The 19283-nt window shown below is 42.2% G+C and carries 16 protein-coding genes and 1 other RNA gene; 16 read left to right on the forward strand and 1 reads right to left on the reverse strand.

The annotated features are described in order from the left end of the window. The 14 genes from recO (at window position 1) to AC4PHB_RS03630 (ending at window position 14414) form a co-directional block, all read left to right on the forward strand. Window positions 1-738, forward strand: a complete 738-nt coding sequence (gene recO / locus AC4PHB_RS03565; RefSeq protein ID WP_492137270.1) for a DNA repair protein RecO — start codon at window positions 1-3, stop codon at window positions 736-738. 277 nt (window positions 739-1015) lie between these two features. Then, a complete protein-coding gene (gene glyQ, locus AC4PHB_RS03570; protein WP_492137271.1) occupies window positions 1016-1903 on the forward strand; it encodes a glycine--tRNA ligase subunit alpha in 888 nt (295 codons plus the stop codon). Next, complete coding sequence (gene glyS / locus AC4PHB_RS03575) at window positions 1896-3974, forward strand: glycine--tRNA ligase subunit beta (protein WP_492137272.1); 2079 nt, start codon at window positions 1896-1898, stop codon at window positions 3972-3974. Before glyQ ends, glyS begins: the two co-directional genes overlap by 8 nt. 2 nt (window positions 3975-3976) lie before the next feature. Then, entirely contained in the window at window positions 3977-4615 is a 639-nt protein-coding gene (gene ccpN, locus AC4PHB_RS03580; RefSeq protein ID WP_492137273.1) for a transcriptional regulator CcpN, read from the forward strand. A gap of 11 nt (window positions 4616-4626) precedes the next feature. Beyond that, window positions 4627-5448: a pyruvate, water dikinase regulatory protein gene (locus AC4PHB_RS03585; RefSeq protein ID WP_492137274.1), complete on the forward strand. Its 822-nt coding sequence runs from the start codon at window positions 4627-4629 to the stop codon at window positions 5446-5448. Window positions 5449-5552: 104 nt separating this feature from the next. Then, window positions 5553-6563, forward strand: coding sequence for a deoxyguanosinetriphosphate triphosphohydrolase (locus AC4PHB_RS03590; protein ID WP_492137275.1), 1011 nt, complete (start codon window positions 5553-5555; stop codon window positions 6561-6563). A gap of 90 nt (window positions 6564-6653) precedes the next feature. Next, a complete protein-coding gene (dnaG, locus tag AC4PHB_RS03595; protein ID WP_492137276.1) occupies window positions 6654-8426 on the forward strand; it encodes a DNA primase in 1773 nt (590 codons plus the stop codon). 26 nt (window positions 8427-8452) lie between these two features. Continuing rightward, complete coding sequence (rpoD, locus tag AC4PHB_RS03600) at window positions 8453-9604, forward strand: RNA polymerase sigma factor RpoD (RefSeq protein WP_492137738.1); 1152 nt, start codon at window positions 8453-8455, stop codon at window positions 9602-9604. A gap of 45 nt (window positions 9605-9649) precedes the next feature. After that, window positions 9650-10336, forward strand: a complete 687-nt coding sequence (locus AC4PHB_RS03605; RefSeq protein WP_492137277.1) for a tRNA (adenine(22)-N(1))-methyltransferase — start codon at window positions 9650-9652, stop codon at window positions 10334-10336. Next, window positions 10333-11127, forward strand: coding sequence for a Nif3-like dinuclear metal center hexameric protein (locus tag AC4PHB_RS03610; protein ID WP_492137278.1), 795 nt, complete (start codon window positions 10333-10335; stop codon window positions 11125-11127). The genes AC4PHB_RS03605 and AC4PHB_RS03610 overlap by 4 nt, the downstream gene beginning before the upstream one ends. Before the next feature lie 16 nt (window positions 11128-11143). Beyond that, on the forward strand, window positions 11144-11857 hold the full coding sequence (locus tag AC4PHB_RS03615) for a zinc ribbon domain-containing protein (protein WP_492137279.1): 714 nt from the start codon (window positions 11144-11146) through the stop codon (window positions 11855-11857). A gap of 51 nt (window positions 11858-11908) precedes the next feature. Continuing rightward, an RNA gene (rnpB, locus tag AC4PHB_RS03620) (RNase P RNA component class A) lies at window positions 11909-12243 on the forward strand. 246 nt (window positions 12244-12489) lie between these two features. Next, the gene (locus AC4PHB_RS03625) at window positions 12490-13476 is read left to right on the forward strand and encodes a C40 family peptidase (protein ID WP_492137280.1); all 987 of its coding nucleotides are present in this window, start codon (window positions 12490-12492) and stop codon (window positions 13474-13476) included. 89 nt (window positions 13477-13565) lie between these two features. Then, on the forward strand, window positions 13566-14414 hold the full coding sequence (locus tag AC4PHB_RS03630; RefSeq protein ID WP_492137281.1) for a bifunctional 5,10-methylenetetrahydrofolate dehydrogenase/5,10-methenyltetrahydrofolate cyclohydrolase: 849 nt from the start codon (window positions 13566-13568) through the stop codon (window positions 14412-14414). Window positions 14415-14472: 58 nt separating this feature from the next. Here AC4PHB_RS03630 and AC4PHB_RS03635 read toward each other — a convergent pair whose 3' ends face one another. After that, the gene (locus tag AC4PHB_RS03635) at window positions 14473-17379 is read right to left on the reverse strand and encodes a penicillin-binding protein 1A (protein WP_492137282.1); all 2907 of its coding nucleotides are present in this window, start codon (window positions 17377-17379) and stop codon (window positions 14473-14475) included. A 71-nt stretch (window positions 17380-17450) separates the two neighbouring features. Between AC4PHB_RS03635 and hflX the strand changes: the two genes are divergently transcribed. Continuing rightward, window positions 17451-18824: a GTPase HflX gene (hflX, locus tag AC4PHB_RS03640; RefSeq protein ID WP_492137283.1), complete on the forward strand. Its 1374-nt coding sequence runs from the start codon at window positions 17451-17453 to the stop codon at window positions 18822-18824. 14 nt (window positions 18825-18838) lie between these two features. Continuing rightward, entirely contained in the window at window positions 18839-19279 is a 441-nt protein-coding gene (locus AC4PHB_RS03645) for an NUDIX hydrolase (RefSeq protein ID WP_492137284.1), read from the forward strand. Window positions 19280-19283 lie beyond the last annotated feature (4 nt).

Consider the following 19283-nt stretch of genomic DNA (forward strand, 5'->3'; position numbering starts at 1 on the left):
ATGTCAAAAACCTTTGGTATAGTGCTATCCTGGATCAAATACAAGGAGAGCAGCAAAATTGTAACACTATTCACGGAGGAGCTCGGCAGGATAAGCATAATGGCACAAGGTGCCCTGAAGCCCAAATCACAGCTTCTCGCAGCAACAGAGGTTTTCAGTAAAAGCCATTTTGAGCTCAAGAAGGGAAAAAACTTTTACTATATTGAATCAGCAGAGCTAGAAAGCTCAAACTTCACTATCCGCCAGGATATAGACAGGTTGGCGTATGGGTTTTATATCCTTGAACTAGTGGAGAGATCAATGCCTGGAGGGGAATCATCCTCAAGGGTATTCGGTATGCTTGACAAAGCCATATTAGAGATGTCCAAGTCGGATAGGCCGATCCTGCAGACAGTAGCCTTTGAGCTAAAAATGATCTCGATCCTCGGGTATAGACCACAGCTATCTTCCTGTTTGGCATGTGGGAAAGCTGTATCTCAGATTTGGGATTTCAGTATCTCAGAAGGCGGAGTATATTGTGACAGCTGCAGAAAAGGCTCGGGCATTCTTATTGATCAAACTTTATTCGAGGCAATGGGGAATATTCTTTTGTCAAGGTTTGAACAGCTGGATGAGTTGAATTTGAGCAACGAGACTCTCAAAAGGATACACAGCATCTTATATCAGTTCATTATCTTCAATTTGGAGCTGAAGGAGCTAAAATCCCAAACAATGCTTCAAAGAGGGCAGAGGTTATAGAACAGCACAGTCTTGACACAAACGCCATAATTTGCTAGATTAATGTTTATAAGCTGAACAGTTGCATTGACGCAGAAAGTAGCTGCAGAGAAAGGACAAAGAGAATCCGGAACAGGTGGAAACCGGGTACCTTCAATGTACGCAAAAGGCACTGCCGAGCAAGCTTACTGAGAGAATACCTTTCGGTATTAAGTAGGGTGGAACCGCGGAAGATACCTTTCGTCCCTATAGGGATGACAAGGTTTTTTTGTATTCAAAATTATTGAGGAGGGTTAAGATGTACTTTCAGGATCTCATGCTGAAATTGCTTAATTATTGGGGAGAAAAAGGATGTATAATAGCTGAGCCATACGATGTAGAAAAGGGAGCAGGGACAATGAGTCCACACACCTTCCTTAGGGCACTTGGTCCGGAACCATGGAGGGTGGTTTATGTTGAGCCGTCTAGAAGACCTGCAGATGCAAGATATGGAGAAAACCCAAATAGAGTATATCAGCACCACCAGCTCCAGGTTATCCTGAAGCCATCACCTGCTGATATTCAGGATCTGTACCTCGACAGCTTGAGAGCTATAGGTATTGACCCCCTGAAGCACGACATAAGGTTTGTAGAGGACAATTGGGAGGCTCCTACTCTAGGTGCATGGGGACTTGGTTGGGAAGTATGGCTGGATGGAATGGAAATAACTCAGTTCACATATTTTCAGCAAGTCGGGGGAATCAACTGTGACTTGGAATCCGGAGAAATAACCTATGGTCTCGAAAGAATAGCCATGTACCTGCAGGACGTTGACAATGTCTTTGACATAAAGTGGAATAAGGATTTCACCTATGGAGATATATTTAAAAAAGCAGAGTATGAGCATTCCGTATACAGCTTTGAGAAGGGTGATATCGATGTCTTGAAGGGCTTGTTCAATACATATGAGAATGAAGCCAGAAAGACCATCGAAGAAGGTCTGGTGCTGCCGGCTTATGACTATGTATTAAAATGCTCCCACACCTTCAATGTACTTGATGCAAGGGGTGCAATATCAGTATCAGAAAGAACTACCTACATTGGCAGAGTGAGAAATCTCGCAAGAAGCATTGCAAATCTTTATATACAGCAAAGAGAAGAAATGGGTTTCCCATTGGTTAAAAAGGACGGTGGATTATATGTCTAGAAAGTATCTCTTGGAAATTGGTGTGGAGGAGCTTCCGGCAAGGCTTATAGATGATGCCTGCAACCAGCTCCATCAAAATATAGAAAAGCTTCTAAAAAATGAGAGACTTGCCTTTGATAACATAAAAATCCTATCAACACCACGTAGATTGACCTGTATCATAGAGGGACTTGGCGATGCAGGAGGAAGCGAAGAAACAGTTGTAAAAGGGCCTGCCAAAAGGATAGCATATGATGCCTCGGAAGAGCCAACAAAGGCTTTGCTAGGCTTTATTAAAGGGCAAGGCGTATCGCTGGAAGATGTCTTCATCCAGGAGCTGAATGGAGATGAATATGTTTACGCAACAGTTCGAAAGGAAGGCAAGCCAGTTGAAAAGGTGTTGGAGGAAAACCTGGGTGAAGTGATCAAGGCGATCGGATTTCCTAAGTCCATGAGATGGGGCGGTAAGAATCTAAGGTTTGCAAGACCTATAAGGTGGCTGGTATCTATTCTTGACGATAAGGTTCTGTCATTCGAGCTTGAGGGTATAGCAGCCTCAAATATCACAAAGGGACATAGATTCCTGGGAAGTCAGGATATAGTCATTGAAACCATAGACTCCTACAAGAGCTTGATGGAGAAAAACTATGTAATCGTGGATCCCTCGGAGAGGAAAGATATGATTCGCTACGGGGCGGAAAAATTAGCACGAGAGAAGGGTGGATCTATTCAAAAGGATGAAGGCCTGCTTGATGAGGTAACTAATCTGGTGGAATATCCTACTCCAATTATTGGCAGGATCAAGGATGAGTATTTAAAGCTTCCTTTCGATGTTGTAACTACCCCTATGAAGGAACACCTGAGGTATTTTCCTGTTCTGGATGGCAAGGGAAGACTTCTGCCTTATTTCATAACTGTAAGAAACGGTGATGGGAACCATGTTGAAACTGTTGTTAAGGGAAATGAAAAAGTGCTTGGTGCGAGACTGGAGGATGCAAAATTCTTTTACAAAGAGGATATGAAACATCCATTGGAATATTACGTTGAGAAACTTAAAACCCTTACATTCCAGGAAAAACTGGGAACAATGCATGACAAAACAATAAGACTGCAGAAGCTAGTGAAGAAAATCTCTGATTATCTTGAGGTTGGAGAAGAAACAGAAAAGAACGTCTCAAGAGCAAGCCATTTAGCGAAGGCTGATCTGGTAACGAAAATGGTAACTGAATTTACCGAGCTTCAGGGAAAGATAGGGATGGAATACGCCCAGGAGGCTGGAGAAAATGAAATCGTCAGCCTGGCTTTGTTTGAGCAGTACCTTCCCAGGTTCTCTGGTGATAAGCTGCCGTCTACGACTGCTGGTTCCATACTATCGATGGCTGACAAGCTGGACTCGATTTGCGGGCTTTTTGCAATTGGTATCCAACCGACAGGGTCACAGGATCCCTTTGCACTGAGAAGAAGCGCTTTGGGTGTAATAAATATAATAATCGACAAAAAATTAAATGTTTCTCTGTTGGAACTGATCGACTTTTCTCTTTATATTTATGTTGAGGAAACCGGACTTGCCTGTGATTATAATAAGGTAAGGGGTGAAATATTGGATTTCTTCATTGGAAGGGTACGAAACCTATTCCTTGATAGCGGAATACCTTACGACGTGATCGATTCAGTTATCCATACTGGTACTGACAATATATACGACATGAGAATAAGATGTGAAAAACTTGATTCATGGGCAAAGGGAAAAGATGTTTCTGATATTCTTGCTGCATTTGGGAGGTTGTCTTCCCTGGCTGTAAAAACCGACAGAACAGAAGTCAAGAGGGACCTTCTCACCGAGGAAGAGATCCTTTTATTCGACGCTTATAATGGTATCGAAGAAAAGGTTGATACTCATATCCAGAAAAAGGAATATGATAAGGCTCTTGTCGTCCTTGGGACACTTAGATATAGAATTGACGGGTTTTTCGATAAGATAATGGTAATGGTCGATGACTTGGAGCTTAGAAACAATAGACTAGCTCTTTTAAGAAAGATCTACGATACGATGATGAGAGTTTGTGATTTGACCTACATCGTCGGAAGATAGAGGTGATCCCTATCCAACTTTCAAAACGACAGGAGAAGATCATAGAAATAGTCAGAAGAAGGCAGCCAATTACAAGCAATGACATTGCCAATGAGCTTGATCTTACGAGAGCGACCTTAAGACCGGACCTCGCAATACTAACTATGACGGGTATACTGGACGCAAGACCAAAGGTTGGATATTTGCTTACTGGCAGAACACCGGATGATTTTCTTTCAGACTCCATCAGCTCTATTCATGTCAAAAGTATTATGTCATTGCCTGTTGTGATCGATGAGGACAGAAGTATTTACGACTCGATAGTTTATATTTTTACAGAAGATGTTGGTTCAGTTTTCATAACCTCTGAGGAAAAGCTTACTGGCGTCGTATCAAGAAAGGATCTGATCAAGGCTTCCCTTGGAGGGCTTGATCTTCAGTCAACACCAGTCGGTATGATAATGACCAGAATGCCAAACCTGGTCATGACCGGGCCAAATGATACTGCAATCAGTGCTGCCATAAAGCTTATTGAACACGAAATAGACAGCCTTCCGGTAGTTGAAAAGACAGGTGATGGGAGTAGACATTACAAAGTCGTCGGCAGACTGACCAAGACTAACATAACAAGACTGTTTGTCGAGCTTGGTACAAAGCTATAAGGGGGAAAACCATGAGCAAATTAACTCTATATGTTATGTCAGACTCCATCGGCGAAACTGGTGAGCTGATTGCAAGAGCTGCTGCAAAGCAGTTTATTACGGAGAATTACGAGATCCGAAAGTACCCATACATGAACGACGATGAACATATCAGGCAGGTGTTGATGGAAGCAGAGCCAGGTGAAAGCCTTGTTATATATACAACCGTACTTGAGCACATAAAAAAGCTTATAGACACTCTTGGCAATGAGAGAGGGATCCCAACTATAGACGTTATGTCGCCACCGATTTTAGCTATTGAGAAGCTGTTGGGCTATGCTCCGAAGCGCGAGGCTGGTCTAATAAGGAGGATCGACGAAAACTATTTCAGGAAAGTTGAGGCAGTAGAATTTGCAGTAAAATATGACGACGGCAAGGATCCAAGAGGTATAGATAAGGCAGATATCTGCCTTATCGGAATTTCAAGAACATCCAAAACTCCTTTAGGCATGTACCTTGCCCACAAAAACTTTAAGGTAGTTAACATACCCTTGGTCCCTGAAGTAAATCCTCCTGAGGAGCTTTTCAAAAAGGATAGAAGACGGGTGATAGGCCTTGTTGCCGACCCTAAAAAGCTCATAGAAATAAGACAGGAGAGGCTGAAAGCACTAGGCTTGAGAGATTCAGCAAACTATGCAAGCGTCGACCGTATTCAAAAGGAGCTGGAATACTCCATGGACATAATGGGGCAGATAGGCTGTGAGATCATCGATGTTTCATCCAAGGCAATCGAGGAGACTGCGGCTCTGATAATTGAGCATATGACCAAGCAATTTGGCGATAAAATGTTTTAGTGTTCTGCAAGGAGCACTAAATTTTTCTTATGATTTTGAAAAGAAAAGAAGGATTTTAATGGTTCATGTCGAATATATATATAACGGTATATGGAGGTTGAGACATGGATATTAGGATTGAAGCGGAGAAGAATGAAGCTGCAAGGTTATTCCCCTTTGCTATGCTAAGCATGAACACAAGGGGAAGACTTGTTTCTGAAGAAAAATGCAATATAAGAACTGATTTTCAAAGGGACAGGGACCGGATAATACATTCAAAAGCATTCAGGCGTTTGAAGCACAAGACACAGGTATTCATCGCTCCTGAAGGAGATCACTTCAGGACAAGACTTACACATACACTTGAAGTAGCTCAGCTTGCCAGGACCCTTGCACGTGCCTTGAGACTCAACGAGGATCTTGTAGAGGCTATTGCGCTTGCACACGACCTGGGTCACACTCCTTTTGGACATACTGGCGAGTCTATTTTAAATAAGCTTAATCCAAAGGGCTTCACACATACAGATCAAAGCCTAAGGGTAGTAGATTTTCTTGAAAGTCATGAGAGAAGAAAAGGTTTGAATCTGACTTATGAGGTAAGAGAAGGGATAATGAACCACTCAGGTGAAAGAGTTTCAGAAACACTGGAGGGGCAAATTATAAAATATGCCGATAGGATCGCATACATCAATCACGATATCGACGATGCAATCAGGGCTGGGATAATAAGCGAAAAAGATCTCCCTGTCGACTGCGTTGACGTATTGGGGGACAGCCATGGAAAGAGGATCAACACGATGATCTCGGACCTGATTGAAACAAATTATGGAAAGAATCAGCTTTATATGAGTTCTCTAATAGGTGAGATGACCAATAAGCTCAGGGATTTTATGTTTGATGAAGTCTATTTCAATAAAAATGCCAAGTCAGAGGAGGGGAAGGCTGAGCATGTCATAACTGTACTGTTCAACTACTATAAAAATAACAGCAACAGATTGCCCTCAGATCATCTTGCACTGTATAGAGATGATGACTCTGAACTAGAAGACATTATCTGCGATTATATAGCAGGAATGACCGATAGATATATCGTCAACCTGTTCCAGGAGCTTTTTGTTCCAAAGCCGTGGAAATAACGAATCAATTATTTAACGGTTTTATAATAAACGCTTTGAACTTTTTGTGATTTGTATTATAATTGATTGGTATGCTCAGGTGGTGATCAGATGGTAGATGGTAAAAATGATATGCTTGAAAGAATTAAGGAAAGACTCGATATAGTTGAGCTGATCGGTCAGTATGTGCAATTGAAAAAATCAGGCTCAAACCATATGGGGTTATGTCCATTCCATAGTGAGAAAACACCTTCTTTCACGGTTTCGGATTCCAAGCAAATATTCCACTGCTTTGGATGCGGTGCCGGCGGTGATGCCATAACCTTTATTATGAGAAGAGAGAACCTTGATTTTGTCGAAGCGCTGAGATTTCTCGCTGAAAAATATAACATTCCCTGGGAGGAGTCTGTAACACAGGAAAGCTCTGAGCTTAAGCGGGTTTTTTATGAGATAAATAAGGAAGCTGCCAGATTTTTTCATCAAAACCTGATGAAGCATAAGGAGGCTACAACATATCTTAATTCGAGGGGAATTGGCTATGAAACTGCTAGAAAATTTGGGCTGGGCTTTGCATCGGACAGCTGGGAGCAGCTGCTCAATTCTCTCAAGGAAAAGGGATTTTCTGAAGCTGATATAGAAAAAACCGGGTTGATCGGGATAAGAAAAAATGTTACAGGCTTTTATGATAAGTTTAGAAATCGTCTAATTTTCCCGATAGTGGACACGAGATCAAGGGTGATCGGTTTCGGAGGAAGAGTGCTTGATAAAAGTCTTCCTAAATATCTTAACTCACCTGACACAGTGGTTTTTAACAAAGGGAACCACCTATATGGATTGAATATAATCGACAAAAACAAAAATCGTAGCAGGATCATGCTTGTGGAAGGCTACATGGACGTGATCTCATTGCATTCAAACGGTATAGATTACGCGGTTGCAAGCCTTGGAACTGCCCTAACGGAAACTCAGGCCAAGCTCCTGAAAAGGTATGGAGACGAGATATACATCTGCTATGATGGCGACCAGGCGGGCATAAGAGCTACAGTAAAAGCCATTGACGTAATGCAGAGACTGGACATTGAGCCAAGGATAGTAATGCTGCCTGAAGGAATGGACCCAGATGACTTTATTAAGGTCAACAGTCTTGCTGCATTCGAAAAAAAAGTTGCAGAATCGTTAAATCATATTGATTTCAAGGTATATATACTAAAAGGGAAGCATGACCTCACAAATCCTGAGGGTAAGATCCGATTCACCCAGGAGGCTGCGAGGATGCTGAAGGAGCTGAAGTCGCCAATACAACAGGATGTCTACATCGAAAAGCTGTCTTCGGAGCTTGCCATAGCAAAAGAAGCTATAGCAAGTGAAATGAAGGGGCCCAGACGCATAAGAGAACATAGGACACCTGATATAAACCCAGTATCAACTGTTGTACTTGAGCCTGCCAGAAGAAAGGCTGAGGCTGATCTGATAAGCATAATGGCATCTGGCAGAAACAATTATTCCAGGATAACTGATGAAATCTCAATGGATGAGTTTGGAGATCCGGATTGCAGATTCTGCTACAAAATAATTCAGGAAGGCTACTCTTTGGAAGACGAATTAAACAAAGAAGCCCTTTTAAAAGAGCTGGAATTTGATGCTTCCGGTAGTGAGAGACTTAAGCATTTGTTAACAAGGGATACAGAGTACACACCCTCAGATCTTGGCAAGGTCATACCTGATCTAATAAGGACCATAAGACTGGATAGACTGGAAGCTGAAAGAAGAGAATTAAGGCAGGAGATAAAAGAACTGGACGGCGGCACAACTGACGGAGGAAGACTGTCTGAGTTGCTGAGGATATTGATTGAGATAGATAAAAAAATAAGTCTCATTAGCTAAGTAGGGAGGAAACGAGTTTGGACGAAATTTTGAAAGACCAAGAAAAAAATCTTACAAATAAGCAGCTTGCAGAGAAAAAACTTTTGTCTAAGGGCAAGAAGAGTGGGTTATTGACCTATAAGGAAATAATAGATACCCTTGAGGCAATCGATTTGGATCCTGAAGAGATCGATGAGATTTATCAGAAGCTTGAGGATAGCGGTTTAGATATCATGGGAGATAAGGAAGAGGAAGAATCCATCATTAATGATGACCCTGAAGACGACGAGATAGACAGCGCAATCGATATAGAAGTTGACGAAGAGGAAGAGGAAGAAATCAAGGAGGATTTCTCAGTACCTAAAGGTATAAGCGTAGACGATCCCGTAAGGATGTATTTGAAGGAAATAGGCAAGATACCTTTGTTGTCCAGTGAGGAAGAAATAGATCTTGCTATGCGTATGGAGGAGGGCGATGAGCTGGCGAAGAAAAAGCTTGCAGAAGCCAACCTCAGGCTTGTAGTTAGTATTGCCAAAAGATATGTGGGCAGGGGGATGCTGTTCCTGGACCTTATCCAGGAAGGTAACCTTGGTTTGATGAAGGCAGTAGAAAAGTTCGAGTACAGAAAGGGCTTTAAGTTCAGCACCTACGCCACCTGGTGGATAAGACAGGCCATAACGAGAGCTATTGCTGATCAGGCAAGGACCATTAGAATACCTGTTCATATGGTTGAGACGATCAATAAGCTGGTAAGGGTTCAAAGACAGCTCGTACAGGAGCTGGGAAGAGATCCATCACCTGAAGAGATAGGCAACGAGATGAGTCTTGACGTTGAAAGAGTAAGGGAAATAATGAAAATAGCGCAGGAGCCCGTAAGCCTCGAGACCCCTATCGGAGAAGAGGAAGACAGTCATTTGGGAGACTTCATCCCCGATGAGGACGTATTGGCGCCAGCTGAGGCTGCTACATTCACAATGCTGAGGGAACAGCTGATCGATGTGCTTGACAGCCTTACACCCAGGGAGCAAAAGGTATTGAAGCTTAGATTCGGTCTAGACGATGGAAGGGCAAGAACTCTTGAAGAAGTAGGTAAGGAATTTGAAGTCACAAGAGAGAGGATCAGACAGATCGAAGCTAAAGCATTGAGAAAGCTGAGACATCCAAGCAGAAGTAAAAAATTAAAGGATTTTCTTGAATAGATAAGATTCGCTATGCGAATCTTATTTTTTAAAGGAGGAATAAATTTGAAGCTGGACAAAAGACTTCGCAAAATCGCAGACTTGGTACCTAAAAATTCTATCGTTGCAGATATTGGCACTGACCACGGCTATGTCCCTAAATACCTGATCGACAATGAAATATCGAAGCTTGTGATCGCTAGCGATGTAAGTGAGGGATCATTATCAAAAACAGCTGCCTATGTAGAGGAGGAGAATCTTTCTGATTGGATAATAACCAGAATTGGTTCGGGACTGGATCCCATAAAGCCATTTGAGGTAGATACTGTTATAATAGCCGGCATGGGTGGGGTCCTTATCTCTGAGATATTGAGGGAGAGCAGAAAAAAAGCAGAAACCTATCTTCGATTCATTCTCCAGCCTATGGTAGGGAGCAATGAATTGAGAAGATATCTTATAGAAGACGGATTTAAGATCGTCGACGAGGAGCTGGTGCGAGAGGATGGGAGATACTATGAAATAATAGTAGCTGAAAACGGTCTCCAACCTATTCCTGAGGACACATCCCTTGAGATAAGTCCTATTCTGCTAGAGAAAGAGCATCCCTTATGGAGAGAATTCCTACAGTGGAAGATTTCGACTCTTGAGGCCATTGTGAGTGGACTGGAAGGCCAGTACAGCGACAAAAGCCTGAAGAGATTGGAGGAACTAAACACTAAAATAAGAAAATTCAGGGAGGTACTCTTAGTTTGAAAATTTCAGAGATAATCAAAATCATTGAAGAATGGGCTGATCCACGCTACATGGACGACTGGGACAACTGCGGACTCCAATACGGGTCAAAAGATCAAGCTGTAAAAGGGATACTTATAACTCTGGACGTCACTGAGGAAGTACTTGAATATGCGATCAGCTCAGGATCAAACCTAGTCATATCACATCACCCTCTGATATTTAATGGGATCAAGAACCTGAGTCTTTCCACACACCAGGGAAGAATGGCTTATAAAATCATAAAAAATGACATCGGGATATACTGCGCGCACACAAGCCTGGACCTTGCACCTGGTGGCGTAAGCGACGTATTGGCGGAAAAACTCGGAATATTTAGTAGCAGGCCCTTGAGGATCCATGATAAAAGTCCTCAAACTGGAAGCATAGGATATGGAAGAATTGGCGATATTGAGCCCTTAAAACTTGAGGAGCTAGCTAGGCTCGTAAAGGATAGACTTGGGGTGGAAGTACTAAAGGTCTATGGAGACAGTAAGGATCAGATTTCAAAGCTTGCGGTCTGTGGAGGAAGTGGAGCAGAATTTATAGAAGATGCAGCATATTCAAAAGCACAAGCTTATGTAACTGGAGATATCAAGTATCACGATGCACAGCTTGCCAAAGAGCTCGGGATAATTATCCTCGACGCTACCCACTATCATACTGAAAAGCCTGCATTGTATGCTGTTAGAAACAGATTGATAAAGAATATCATTGAAAAAGTGAACCTGGAGATTTATGAAGGACCAACATTCGCCGTCAAACACTATTAAAGTGAGGAGTGGAAAAATGTTCGACCTCAATATGCTTGTAAAGCTTGACGAATATCTTAATGGAGTTGCAGAACTGGAGAAAAGATACAAATCCCTCGAGAGAGACCCCCTACTGGTTGAGCTTGATAATAAAAGAATCGGAGTTCAACAGGCTTTAGTAAGCATAATCCAGAAAGAAAAAGAAACTGAGAGTGAGTCTGCAGACGCCTCAGATAGGCTAAAAGCTTGTACAAATAGGCTGGACCACGTCAATAGAACCCTCTATGATGGTACCATCAAGGATTTGAAGCAGATGGAGCATATGGAAAGAGAACTGATCACGCTACAAAACCAAAAGGAAGAACTTGAGTGGAAAGAACTTCAGTGTCAGGAATCTTCTGACGAGCTGAAAAAGCAGAAAGAAGACTTGGAGGAGAAGCTTTCCAGTATTAAAGAGAGGTTTTCAACCCGAAGAGGTGAAGTGCGCCTTGAAGCATCGAATATAAAAAATGAGATAATACGCCTAAAAAAAGAAGCTGAGGAGATAACAGGAAGTGCAGATAAGGATATACTAGCCATTTACTATGGTATAAGGGCAAAAAAAGGAACTGGGACGGCTATTGTTGAAAACAATATTTGTTCGGGCTGCAATATGATGGTCGCAACAACCATCATCGACAGGATAAAAATGGGCAAGAATGTTTTTTATTGCGAGACCTGTGGCAGGATCCATGTGATCCCAAAGAATTAATTGTGTGATCCTGGTATTCAATTTTACTGAGCTATGTGTTATAATAATCATAGAGTAAGTTGTGTGGTCGCATGTCTTCGACATGAGGAAAGTCCGTGCTCCATAGAGCAGGATGCTGGATAACGTCCAGTGGGGGCAACCCTAAGGAAAGTGCAACAGAAATAGACCGCCCGAAAGGGCAAGGATGGAAAGGCGAGGTAAGAGCTCACCAGCGTTTAGGTGACTAAACGGCTCTGTAAACCCCATCTGGAGCAAGACCAAAAGGGAGCAGAAAAAGGCGGTTGCTCGCTGCCGCTCCAAAGGTAGGTCGCATGAGCCTTTCGGCGACGACTGGCCTAGATAGATGACCATATAAACAGAACACGGCTTATAGACTTACTCGATCATGAGAATCCCAGGGGAATACCCTGGGATTCTCTTTTAGCAAAGAAAATATAAAACCTTAAACGTTGTTAAATAGTAATTAGGTAATGATTTGCAATCTTAGCTGTAACCGTTTTGTCATTAATTCATTGATTAATGACTCCAAGTATAATATAATATCCACATGCAGGCTATACAAAGAAGGGAGTGTTTTCATGCAGAGGATAAAACACCGACATTTACATAAGCTGGCATTGCTGTGCTTATTGATGGTAGTAGGTTTTAAGGATTCAGGAATTCTTGTCCAGAACTATACTGCATTGTTGAATAACGGCGCAGCTATTGAATTTAAAGAGCAGGAGAAGGTAGAGGTCGCCAAAGAGAATAACGACTCATACATCGTATATAAGGAGGATGAATACCTCCAGATTCCTAAGAATGCTATGATCAGGACTACAAGAAAGAGCGATAAATTCACTGTTTCTGAGGAAATAGAACTACTATCCGAACCCCGTAAAGACTCAAAGGTCGTAAGATTGCTCGTACCTGGTGAAGAGCTAATAATGGCATCATACGACCAGGCTTATGGAAGGTTCGTTGCATCTGCTGATTTTGGCATCGGCTATGTGCGAATGGATAGAATCGTAAGCAATACGGTTGAGAACATTTCCTATGGAATGTCCAATATATCTGCCATAGTAAGAAATGAAACTGCAATGATAGTCCTTGTAAAAGGGGAAACTGTCGGTGTAGTCGACTACTCCGATGGAAAATACACATTGGTGGATGATGCAGGACAAAAATATCAGGTTGATAAAGCTGCAATAAGTCTATATACCAATTTTGAACAGGTAACAAGAGCGGCTGACAGAAATTCCGCTAAGCAGCTTACCAGCTTAATAAAAGGAGCATATTCGCTTATCGGCAAACGGTATGTCTATGCAACAGCTGGACCAAATACCTTTGACTGTTCAGGCTTGACCTACTATCTTTACAAAACTCACCTGGGGATAGCATTGCCAAGAAGCTCCTACCTACAGCCGGGCGGAGGAACAAAGGTTGACAAATCCGAGCTTAGACCTGGCGACCTTGTATTCTTTAATACAACAGGAAGCAGGATATCCCATGTTGGCCTTTACATTGGCGACGGCAACATGATCCATGCTTCTTCAACCAAAGGGCAGGTAAGGATCGACACGATAAATTCAGGATGGTATTATTCAAGGTATGTTACTGCTGTAAGAGTAATCAATTAATTTATTTAAATAATAGAAGGCACCCAGGAGGGTGCCCTTCATTTGCAGTCTGGTAAATATCAAGAGACGAATAAAGGAGGATTAAGAGCATGGCAAAGGTTTTAAAGGGAAAAGAAGTTGCAGACAAGATAAAAGCTGAAATGAAACTGTCTATTGAGAAACTGAAAATAGAAGGAAGAACTCCAGTATTGGCGATAGTTAGACTGGGAAACAATGCAGGTGACGTATCCTACGAAAAAAGTATAATCAAAGCATGTGAGTCGGCAGGTATTGAATCAAGAGTAGTTGAACGTGATATTACAATGACTACAGAAGAACTGGAAAAGCTTATGCAGGATCTTAATGCTGATGCTAAAGTCTCCGGGATCCTGCTATTCAGACCCTTACCGAAACATATAGATGAAGAGAGGATCAGAAACTCAGTATCTCCGGATAAGGACGTCGACTGTATGCATCCACTGAACCTTGAAAAGATATTTGAGGGCAGAATGGAGGGTTTTTCACCCTGTACCCCGAAGGCTGCAATGGAGATCCTGATTCACAATCAGGTTCCTCTGGAGGGTAGAAATGTGGTTGTCGTTAACAGATCGATGGTTGTAGGGAAGCCGCTTGTTATGATGCTTCTTGAAAAAAATGCCACTGTAACAATATGTCATTCGAGAACTAAAAACCTCAAAGAACTCTGCTCTAAAGCTGATGTAGTGGTTACAGCCTTAGGAAAAGCAAAATTCTTCACAGAGGATTATTTCAATAGTGATTCAGTTGTCATTGACGTTGGAGTAAGCATGACCGAAGATGGAAAACTAAGTGGAGATGTAGACTACGAAAACGTTGAGGAGAAGGTATCTATGGTCACACCTGTTCCGGGAGGCGTAGGAAGCGTAACAACCACAATACTATTAAATCAGGTCGTTCTTGCGGAATTAAAAAAGAAATAAACAACAAGCGATCAATAAAAATAGAGCCTGGGCGGAAAAAGCCCAGGCTCTATTTTTATTAGTTTCCGTTATTACCATTCCCATTTCCATTGTTGTTGCCTGAATTAGGATCAGGCGTTCCACTATTGCCGTTATTAAACCACTGCTCAAGCCAATCAAGAACCGGGTTCTCGATTACAGTAGTTTCATCGTGATCTGTACATACCTCTGTTGGAAGCTGATAAGCAAAGTCACTAGGCTCGATCCCCTTATGATCCGCTGGAACATAAGGAGGAGTCCTTTGTATAAATACTCTTGTTTCTACATTCTCAACCGGGCAGAATTCATTTGCCAGCTTGCCGTTTGTATTATCTATCTTAGCTTCTACATGCATATCACAATATGCTTTTGGAACTGTTCCACTAACAAACAGCTCGGATTTGACAACGCCTCTTGGATCATTGGAGCACAGATCCGTTGCTAAAAGACCAGACTGTGTGCAGATGCTTGCAGATACCAATCCGTCTGGCCTTTCAAATGATGTCTTGCCCTCAAGACCTTCATGGATTGTGGTATTTATATGCTGCCATAGCTGAGCAGCTGTGCTGCTGCTTCTCGACAGTGTAACTCTGGGAGAATCATTTCCTATCCAGGTCCCGGACACATAGTAAGGAGTATAGCCTACAAACCAAATATCAGCCTGGTTTTGAGTCGTACCTGTTTTACCTGCAACTACCATGTTGTTCATTCTTGCTCTTCCGGCAATTCCGTTCGCCACTGTCGTCCTCATTATATCGCCCATAAGGTATGCGACCTGAGGAGAAGAGGCCATAGTTTCCTTCGGAGTATTGTCTATCAGTAAGTTTCCATTCTTATCAAGTATCTTAGTAAAAGCTATTGGTTCAACGTATATTCCTTTATTAGCTATTGCTCCATAGGCTGCTGTTATTTCTAGCGGAGTCAAACCCTTAGTCATACCGCCAAGGCCAAGAGAAGATAGATTTTCGTCGTTTACCTGCCTGTTCTCAGTACTGGTAACGAAGCTGTCTCTTTCTGGGTGATCCACGTCGATGATCCCTATCTTCTTCAAATGCTCAACTGAAGCATTGATACCAATTTTTTGAAGCATTTTTACTGAATTTACATTTACAGATTGCTCAACAGACCTTCTTAGAGTGTGAAGACCTCTGTATGAGTTATACCAGTTCTTTGGCCAAAGCTCACCAGCACCGTTATAGAATGGTATATCGTCGATAGACGTAGCGGCAGTCTGGCCGTTATTAAGTGCAGGCCAGTAAACAGCAATTGGTTTTATAGCTGATCCAGGTTGTCTTTGGGAATCAGTTGCCCTGTTTAGTATCCTCGTTCCGTCTACATCTCTTCCACCGACGATAGCCTTGATATGACCAGTTCTGTAATCCAGTATGACAGTAGCTGATTGAGGCTGGACGATACCATCCTCATGGACATAGAAGTACCTGTTGCTGACAATTATATTTTCGCCATTCTGTAAGTAGAACTCCGGATTATCCTTTAGGTAGGTACTTTTTATTGTAATCACACCGTTTTCGACACTGAACTGACCCTCAGGAACTACGATTGAACCTACTGAGTGAGCCACAAGATTCTTTCTCTCGTCGATTGTAAAGAAGTCCGTCACATCAAAGTGAGTGGGGTAAGGCGTAATTTTTGGTGTCTTAATAATAAGGTCTCCATTATCATGCTTATAATCCTCGGGCGTCAAAACAAGATCATGGTCTTCAGTCATAAGGTTTGCCTTTGAATAATATACTATTGAGCCTTTTTCATCCACAACGTTTCCAGCTTTGTTCAGACTCCAGTCTACTAGAACAGGGCCCTTGACGTTCTCGGTGTTGCCAACCAGTACCTGTACAAAATTCTCATAAATTTCCTCAAGCTGCTTTTGCATATTCATGTCTATTGTAGCATATAGGGAAAGCCCGCCTGTAAACAGCTCTGCTTCAGCCTGAGCTTTGGTATAGCCAAGCTTATCCATCATAGCCTCGACAGCCTGGGTTTTAACAAGATCTGCAAAGTAAGAAGTGATATCCTGAGGTTTTTTTTGCTCAGGCTTCAGGCTAGATCTCATATCCTGTGCCAGGGCTTGGTCATACTGCTGCTGTGTTATTTTCCCCAATGCAAGCATTTGGCTCAATACAAGCTTTTGTCTAGCTTCAGAATCCTCATTATAAACGGCTATAAATTTCTCTCCGAGAACTTCAATTTGCCCAACCTCGAAGTGTTTGCCAGGATCAAAATCCTCAGGCTTTACCCTATAATAAGGCTGAAACTGTGTCGTACTTTTCACTATACCCGCAAGCATTGCTGACTCAGCAAGAGTGAGATCCTGAACGTCCTTTGAAAAATATGTCCTTGATGCCTCCTGAACGCCGTATGCATTCTGCCCAAAGTAATTCCTATTGAGATATGCCTCCAATATCTGGTCCTTAGATAGGATGGTCTCCATCTTTAGAGCAAGATATGCCTCAGTTATCTTTCTCGTTAGCTTAACTTCGTTTGTCAGATAAACATTTTTTACCAGCTGCTGTGTTATCGTACTGGCTCCTCTCATACCTCCTGATCTGAAGTTATCAAGGAGCGCACCGGCTATCCCTTCGATGTCTACGCCAGGATGGGTCTCAAATCTCTCATCCTCGATGGCTATAAAAGCATCCAAAAGGTGCTTGGGCATCTCCTTTATACTGACTATTGTCCTAAGCTCCTCGGCAAGGATCTTTTCAATAAGATTTCCGTTAAGGTCGTATATGCTTGATGTCTGGTCTAGGTTGGACATTATCGTAGTTGGATCTATCTCCGGAGCATCCTCCATTATTGCCAAAACAGCCGTTCCAATTGCACCTCCGGCCATTATACCGGCCATCAGGATCATAATTATAAGTATTTTGACTAACTTACCTATTGTGAATCTCCTTTTAGTTCTTTTCTTTCTATTTTCAGTTGTCATAATCATCCTCCTTGAATTGACGACTATAGAAGTCTAGAATATTATACCACAATCGACTTTTATTGTTAATATTGAGCAGATTACAATACAGTGACAAACTGAGAGCCTTTAATTATATGGAAAGAAAGGCTGAAAGATGCTATACTATAACCTATAAAACCGAGGTGTATAATATGGAAAATAAAAATGAAAAAGTATTGATAGCTGGAGTAGAACTGGATGGTGACCAAATCGACATCGAGGATTCCCTGGATGAGCTTGCTGAGCTTGTAGAGGCAGCAGGAGGCACCGTTGTTGCAAGGATAATCCAAAGAAAGGATCGACTAAATGCCGCATACTTCATCGGAAAGGGCAAAGCAGAGGAAATCAGAGAGCACTGTGAGCAGCTTGAGGTTGATACTGTCGTCTTCAATGATGAACTGTCAGGTGCGCAGCTAAGAAACCTTGAGGAAATAATTGACCGAAAGATAATTGACAGAACAAACCTTATACTTGATATTTTTGCCCTGAGAGCATCATCCAAGGAGGGGAAGCTGCAGGTCAAGCTGGCACAACTAAAATACAGGCTGCCAAGACTTATTGGCTTCAGGGATTACCTTTCAAGGGAAGGCGCTGGAATTGGAACAAGAGGGCCGGGAGAGCAAAAACTTGAAACTGACAGACGTCACATCCTCCGGGAGATCCACAGTATTGAAAAACAGCTGAAAGAAGCTGAAGGCGTCAGAGAAGTAAAGCGAAGAAAAAGACTTTCTTCACAGCTTCCGATGGTAGCCCTTGTGGGCTACACAAATGCAGGTAAATCAACACTGATAAATGCGTTAATGGATCATGATGAAGCTGACGAAAACAGCAAACACGTATACGTTGAGGATATGCTCTTTGCTACTCTTGATACCTCTCATAGATTAGGAAAGCTGCCCAACGGCCAAAGCTTTTTATTGGGAGACACTGTAGGCTTTGTATCCAAGCTGCCAACTAAGCTGGTGGAAGCCTTCAAGGGTACCCTTGAGGAGGTGAAACATGCTGACCTTCTAATACATGTGGTTGACGCATCCAATAAAAATCTCGATATCCAAATCAAAACCACTATCAAGCTTTTAACGGAACTTGAAGTAATGGATAAGCCCATTTTGACAGTATTCAATAAAATGGATAAAGCTGGATCAGTTGAGAAAGGATATGACCTAAGGGATATTGGGGACAGTATGGATATTTCGGCTAAGCTGGGAACGAATCTTGAACAGCTTCGAATTAAAATCCAGGAGATGCTGCCTCAGATGTACAGAGATGCAACTCTGATGATACCTTACTCAAACCAAAGCCTTGTGAGCTATTTTATGAAGGAGTACGAAATCAAGGAGCTTGATTATCTCGAGGAAGGAACCAGGCTTAGGCTGGTGATTGACAGCATTGATTATGAAAGATACAAAGAATATATAATATAACGGAGGTTGATCAAATGCTAATAAGAAATTGTGCAGGTGGAGTTGTATTCAAGGATGATAAGGTACTCGTTCTAAGAAATGACAAGGATGAGTGGGTCCTCCCAAAGGGAAAGATAAGAGACGGCCAGCTGCCACCTGAAACAGCACTTCATAGAGTTCAATTTGAAGCGGGTATCGATGCAGAGATAGTTTCCACTGCCGGAGAAACTGCATACGAATTCTTCTCGATAACGAGAAACGCACCTGTTTGCAACAAAATCACCTGGTATATAATGGAATCTGAAAACCATGATGCTGAGCCAAACAAAGAAGAGGGCTTTTCAGATGGAGGATTCTTGACTATAGCGGAAGCTATGGATAAAATAACCTACAGCCAGGACAAATCTCTGGTTTCACTTTCCTACAAGCGATACAACGAGTTCAGAGAATACAGGGAAAAGCTTGGCGCAAGGTAAGAAC

The organism is Gudongella sp. QWL-04 (genome assembly GCF_058683975.1).

Coding starts and splice junctions, on each gene's coding strand:
- recO (WP_492137270.1), top strand. CDS start 1: ATGTCAAAAACCTTTGGTATAGTGCTATCCTGGATCAAATACAAGGAG.
- glyQ (WP_492137271.1), top strand. CDS start 1,016: ATGTACTTTCAGGATCTCATGCTGAAATTGCTTAATTATTGGGGAGAA.
- glyS (WP_492137272.1), top strand. CDS start 1,896: ATGTCTAGAAAGTATCTCTTGGAAATTGGTGTGGAGGAGCTTCCGGCA.
- AC4PHB_RS03585 (WP_492137274.1), top strand. CDS start 4,627: ATGAGCAAATTAACTCTATATGTTATGTCAGACTCCATCGGCGAAACT.
- AC4PHB_RS03590 (WP_492137275.1), top strand. CDS start 5,553: ATGGATATTAGGATTGAAGCGGAGAAGAATGAAGCTGCAAGGTTATTC.
- dnaG (WP_492137276.1), top strand. CDS start 6,654: ATGGTAGATGGTAAAAATGATATGCTTGAAAGAATTAAGGAAAGACTC.
- AC4PHB_RS03615 (WP_492137279.1), top strand. CDS start 11,144: ATGTTCGACCTCAATATGCTTGTAAAGCTTGACGAATATCTTAATGGA.
- AC4PHB_RS03625 (WP_492137280.1), top strand. CDS start 12,490: ATGGTAGTAGGTTTTAAGGATTCAGGAATTCTTGTCCAGAACTATACT.
- AC4PHB_RS03630 (WP_492137281.1), top strand. CDS start 13,566: ATGGCAAAGGTTTTAAAGGGAAAAGAAGTTGCAGACAAGATAAAAGCT.
- AC4PHB_RS03635 (WP_492137282.1), bottom strand. CDS start 17,379: ATGACAACTGAAAATAGAAAGAAAAGAACTAAAAGGAGATTCACAATA.
- AC4PHB_RS03645 (WP_492137284.1), top strand. CDS start 18,839: ATGCTAATAAGAAATTGTGCAGGTGGAGTTGTATTCAAGGATGATAAG.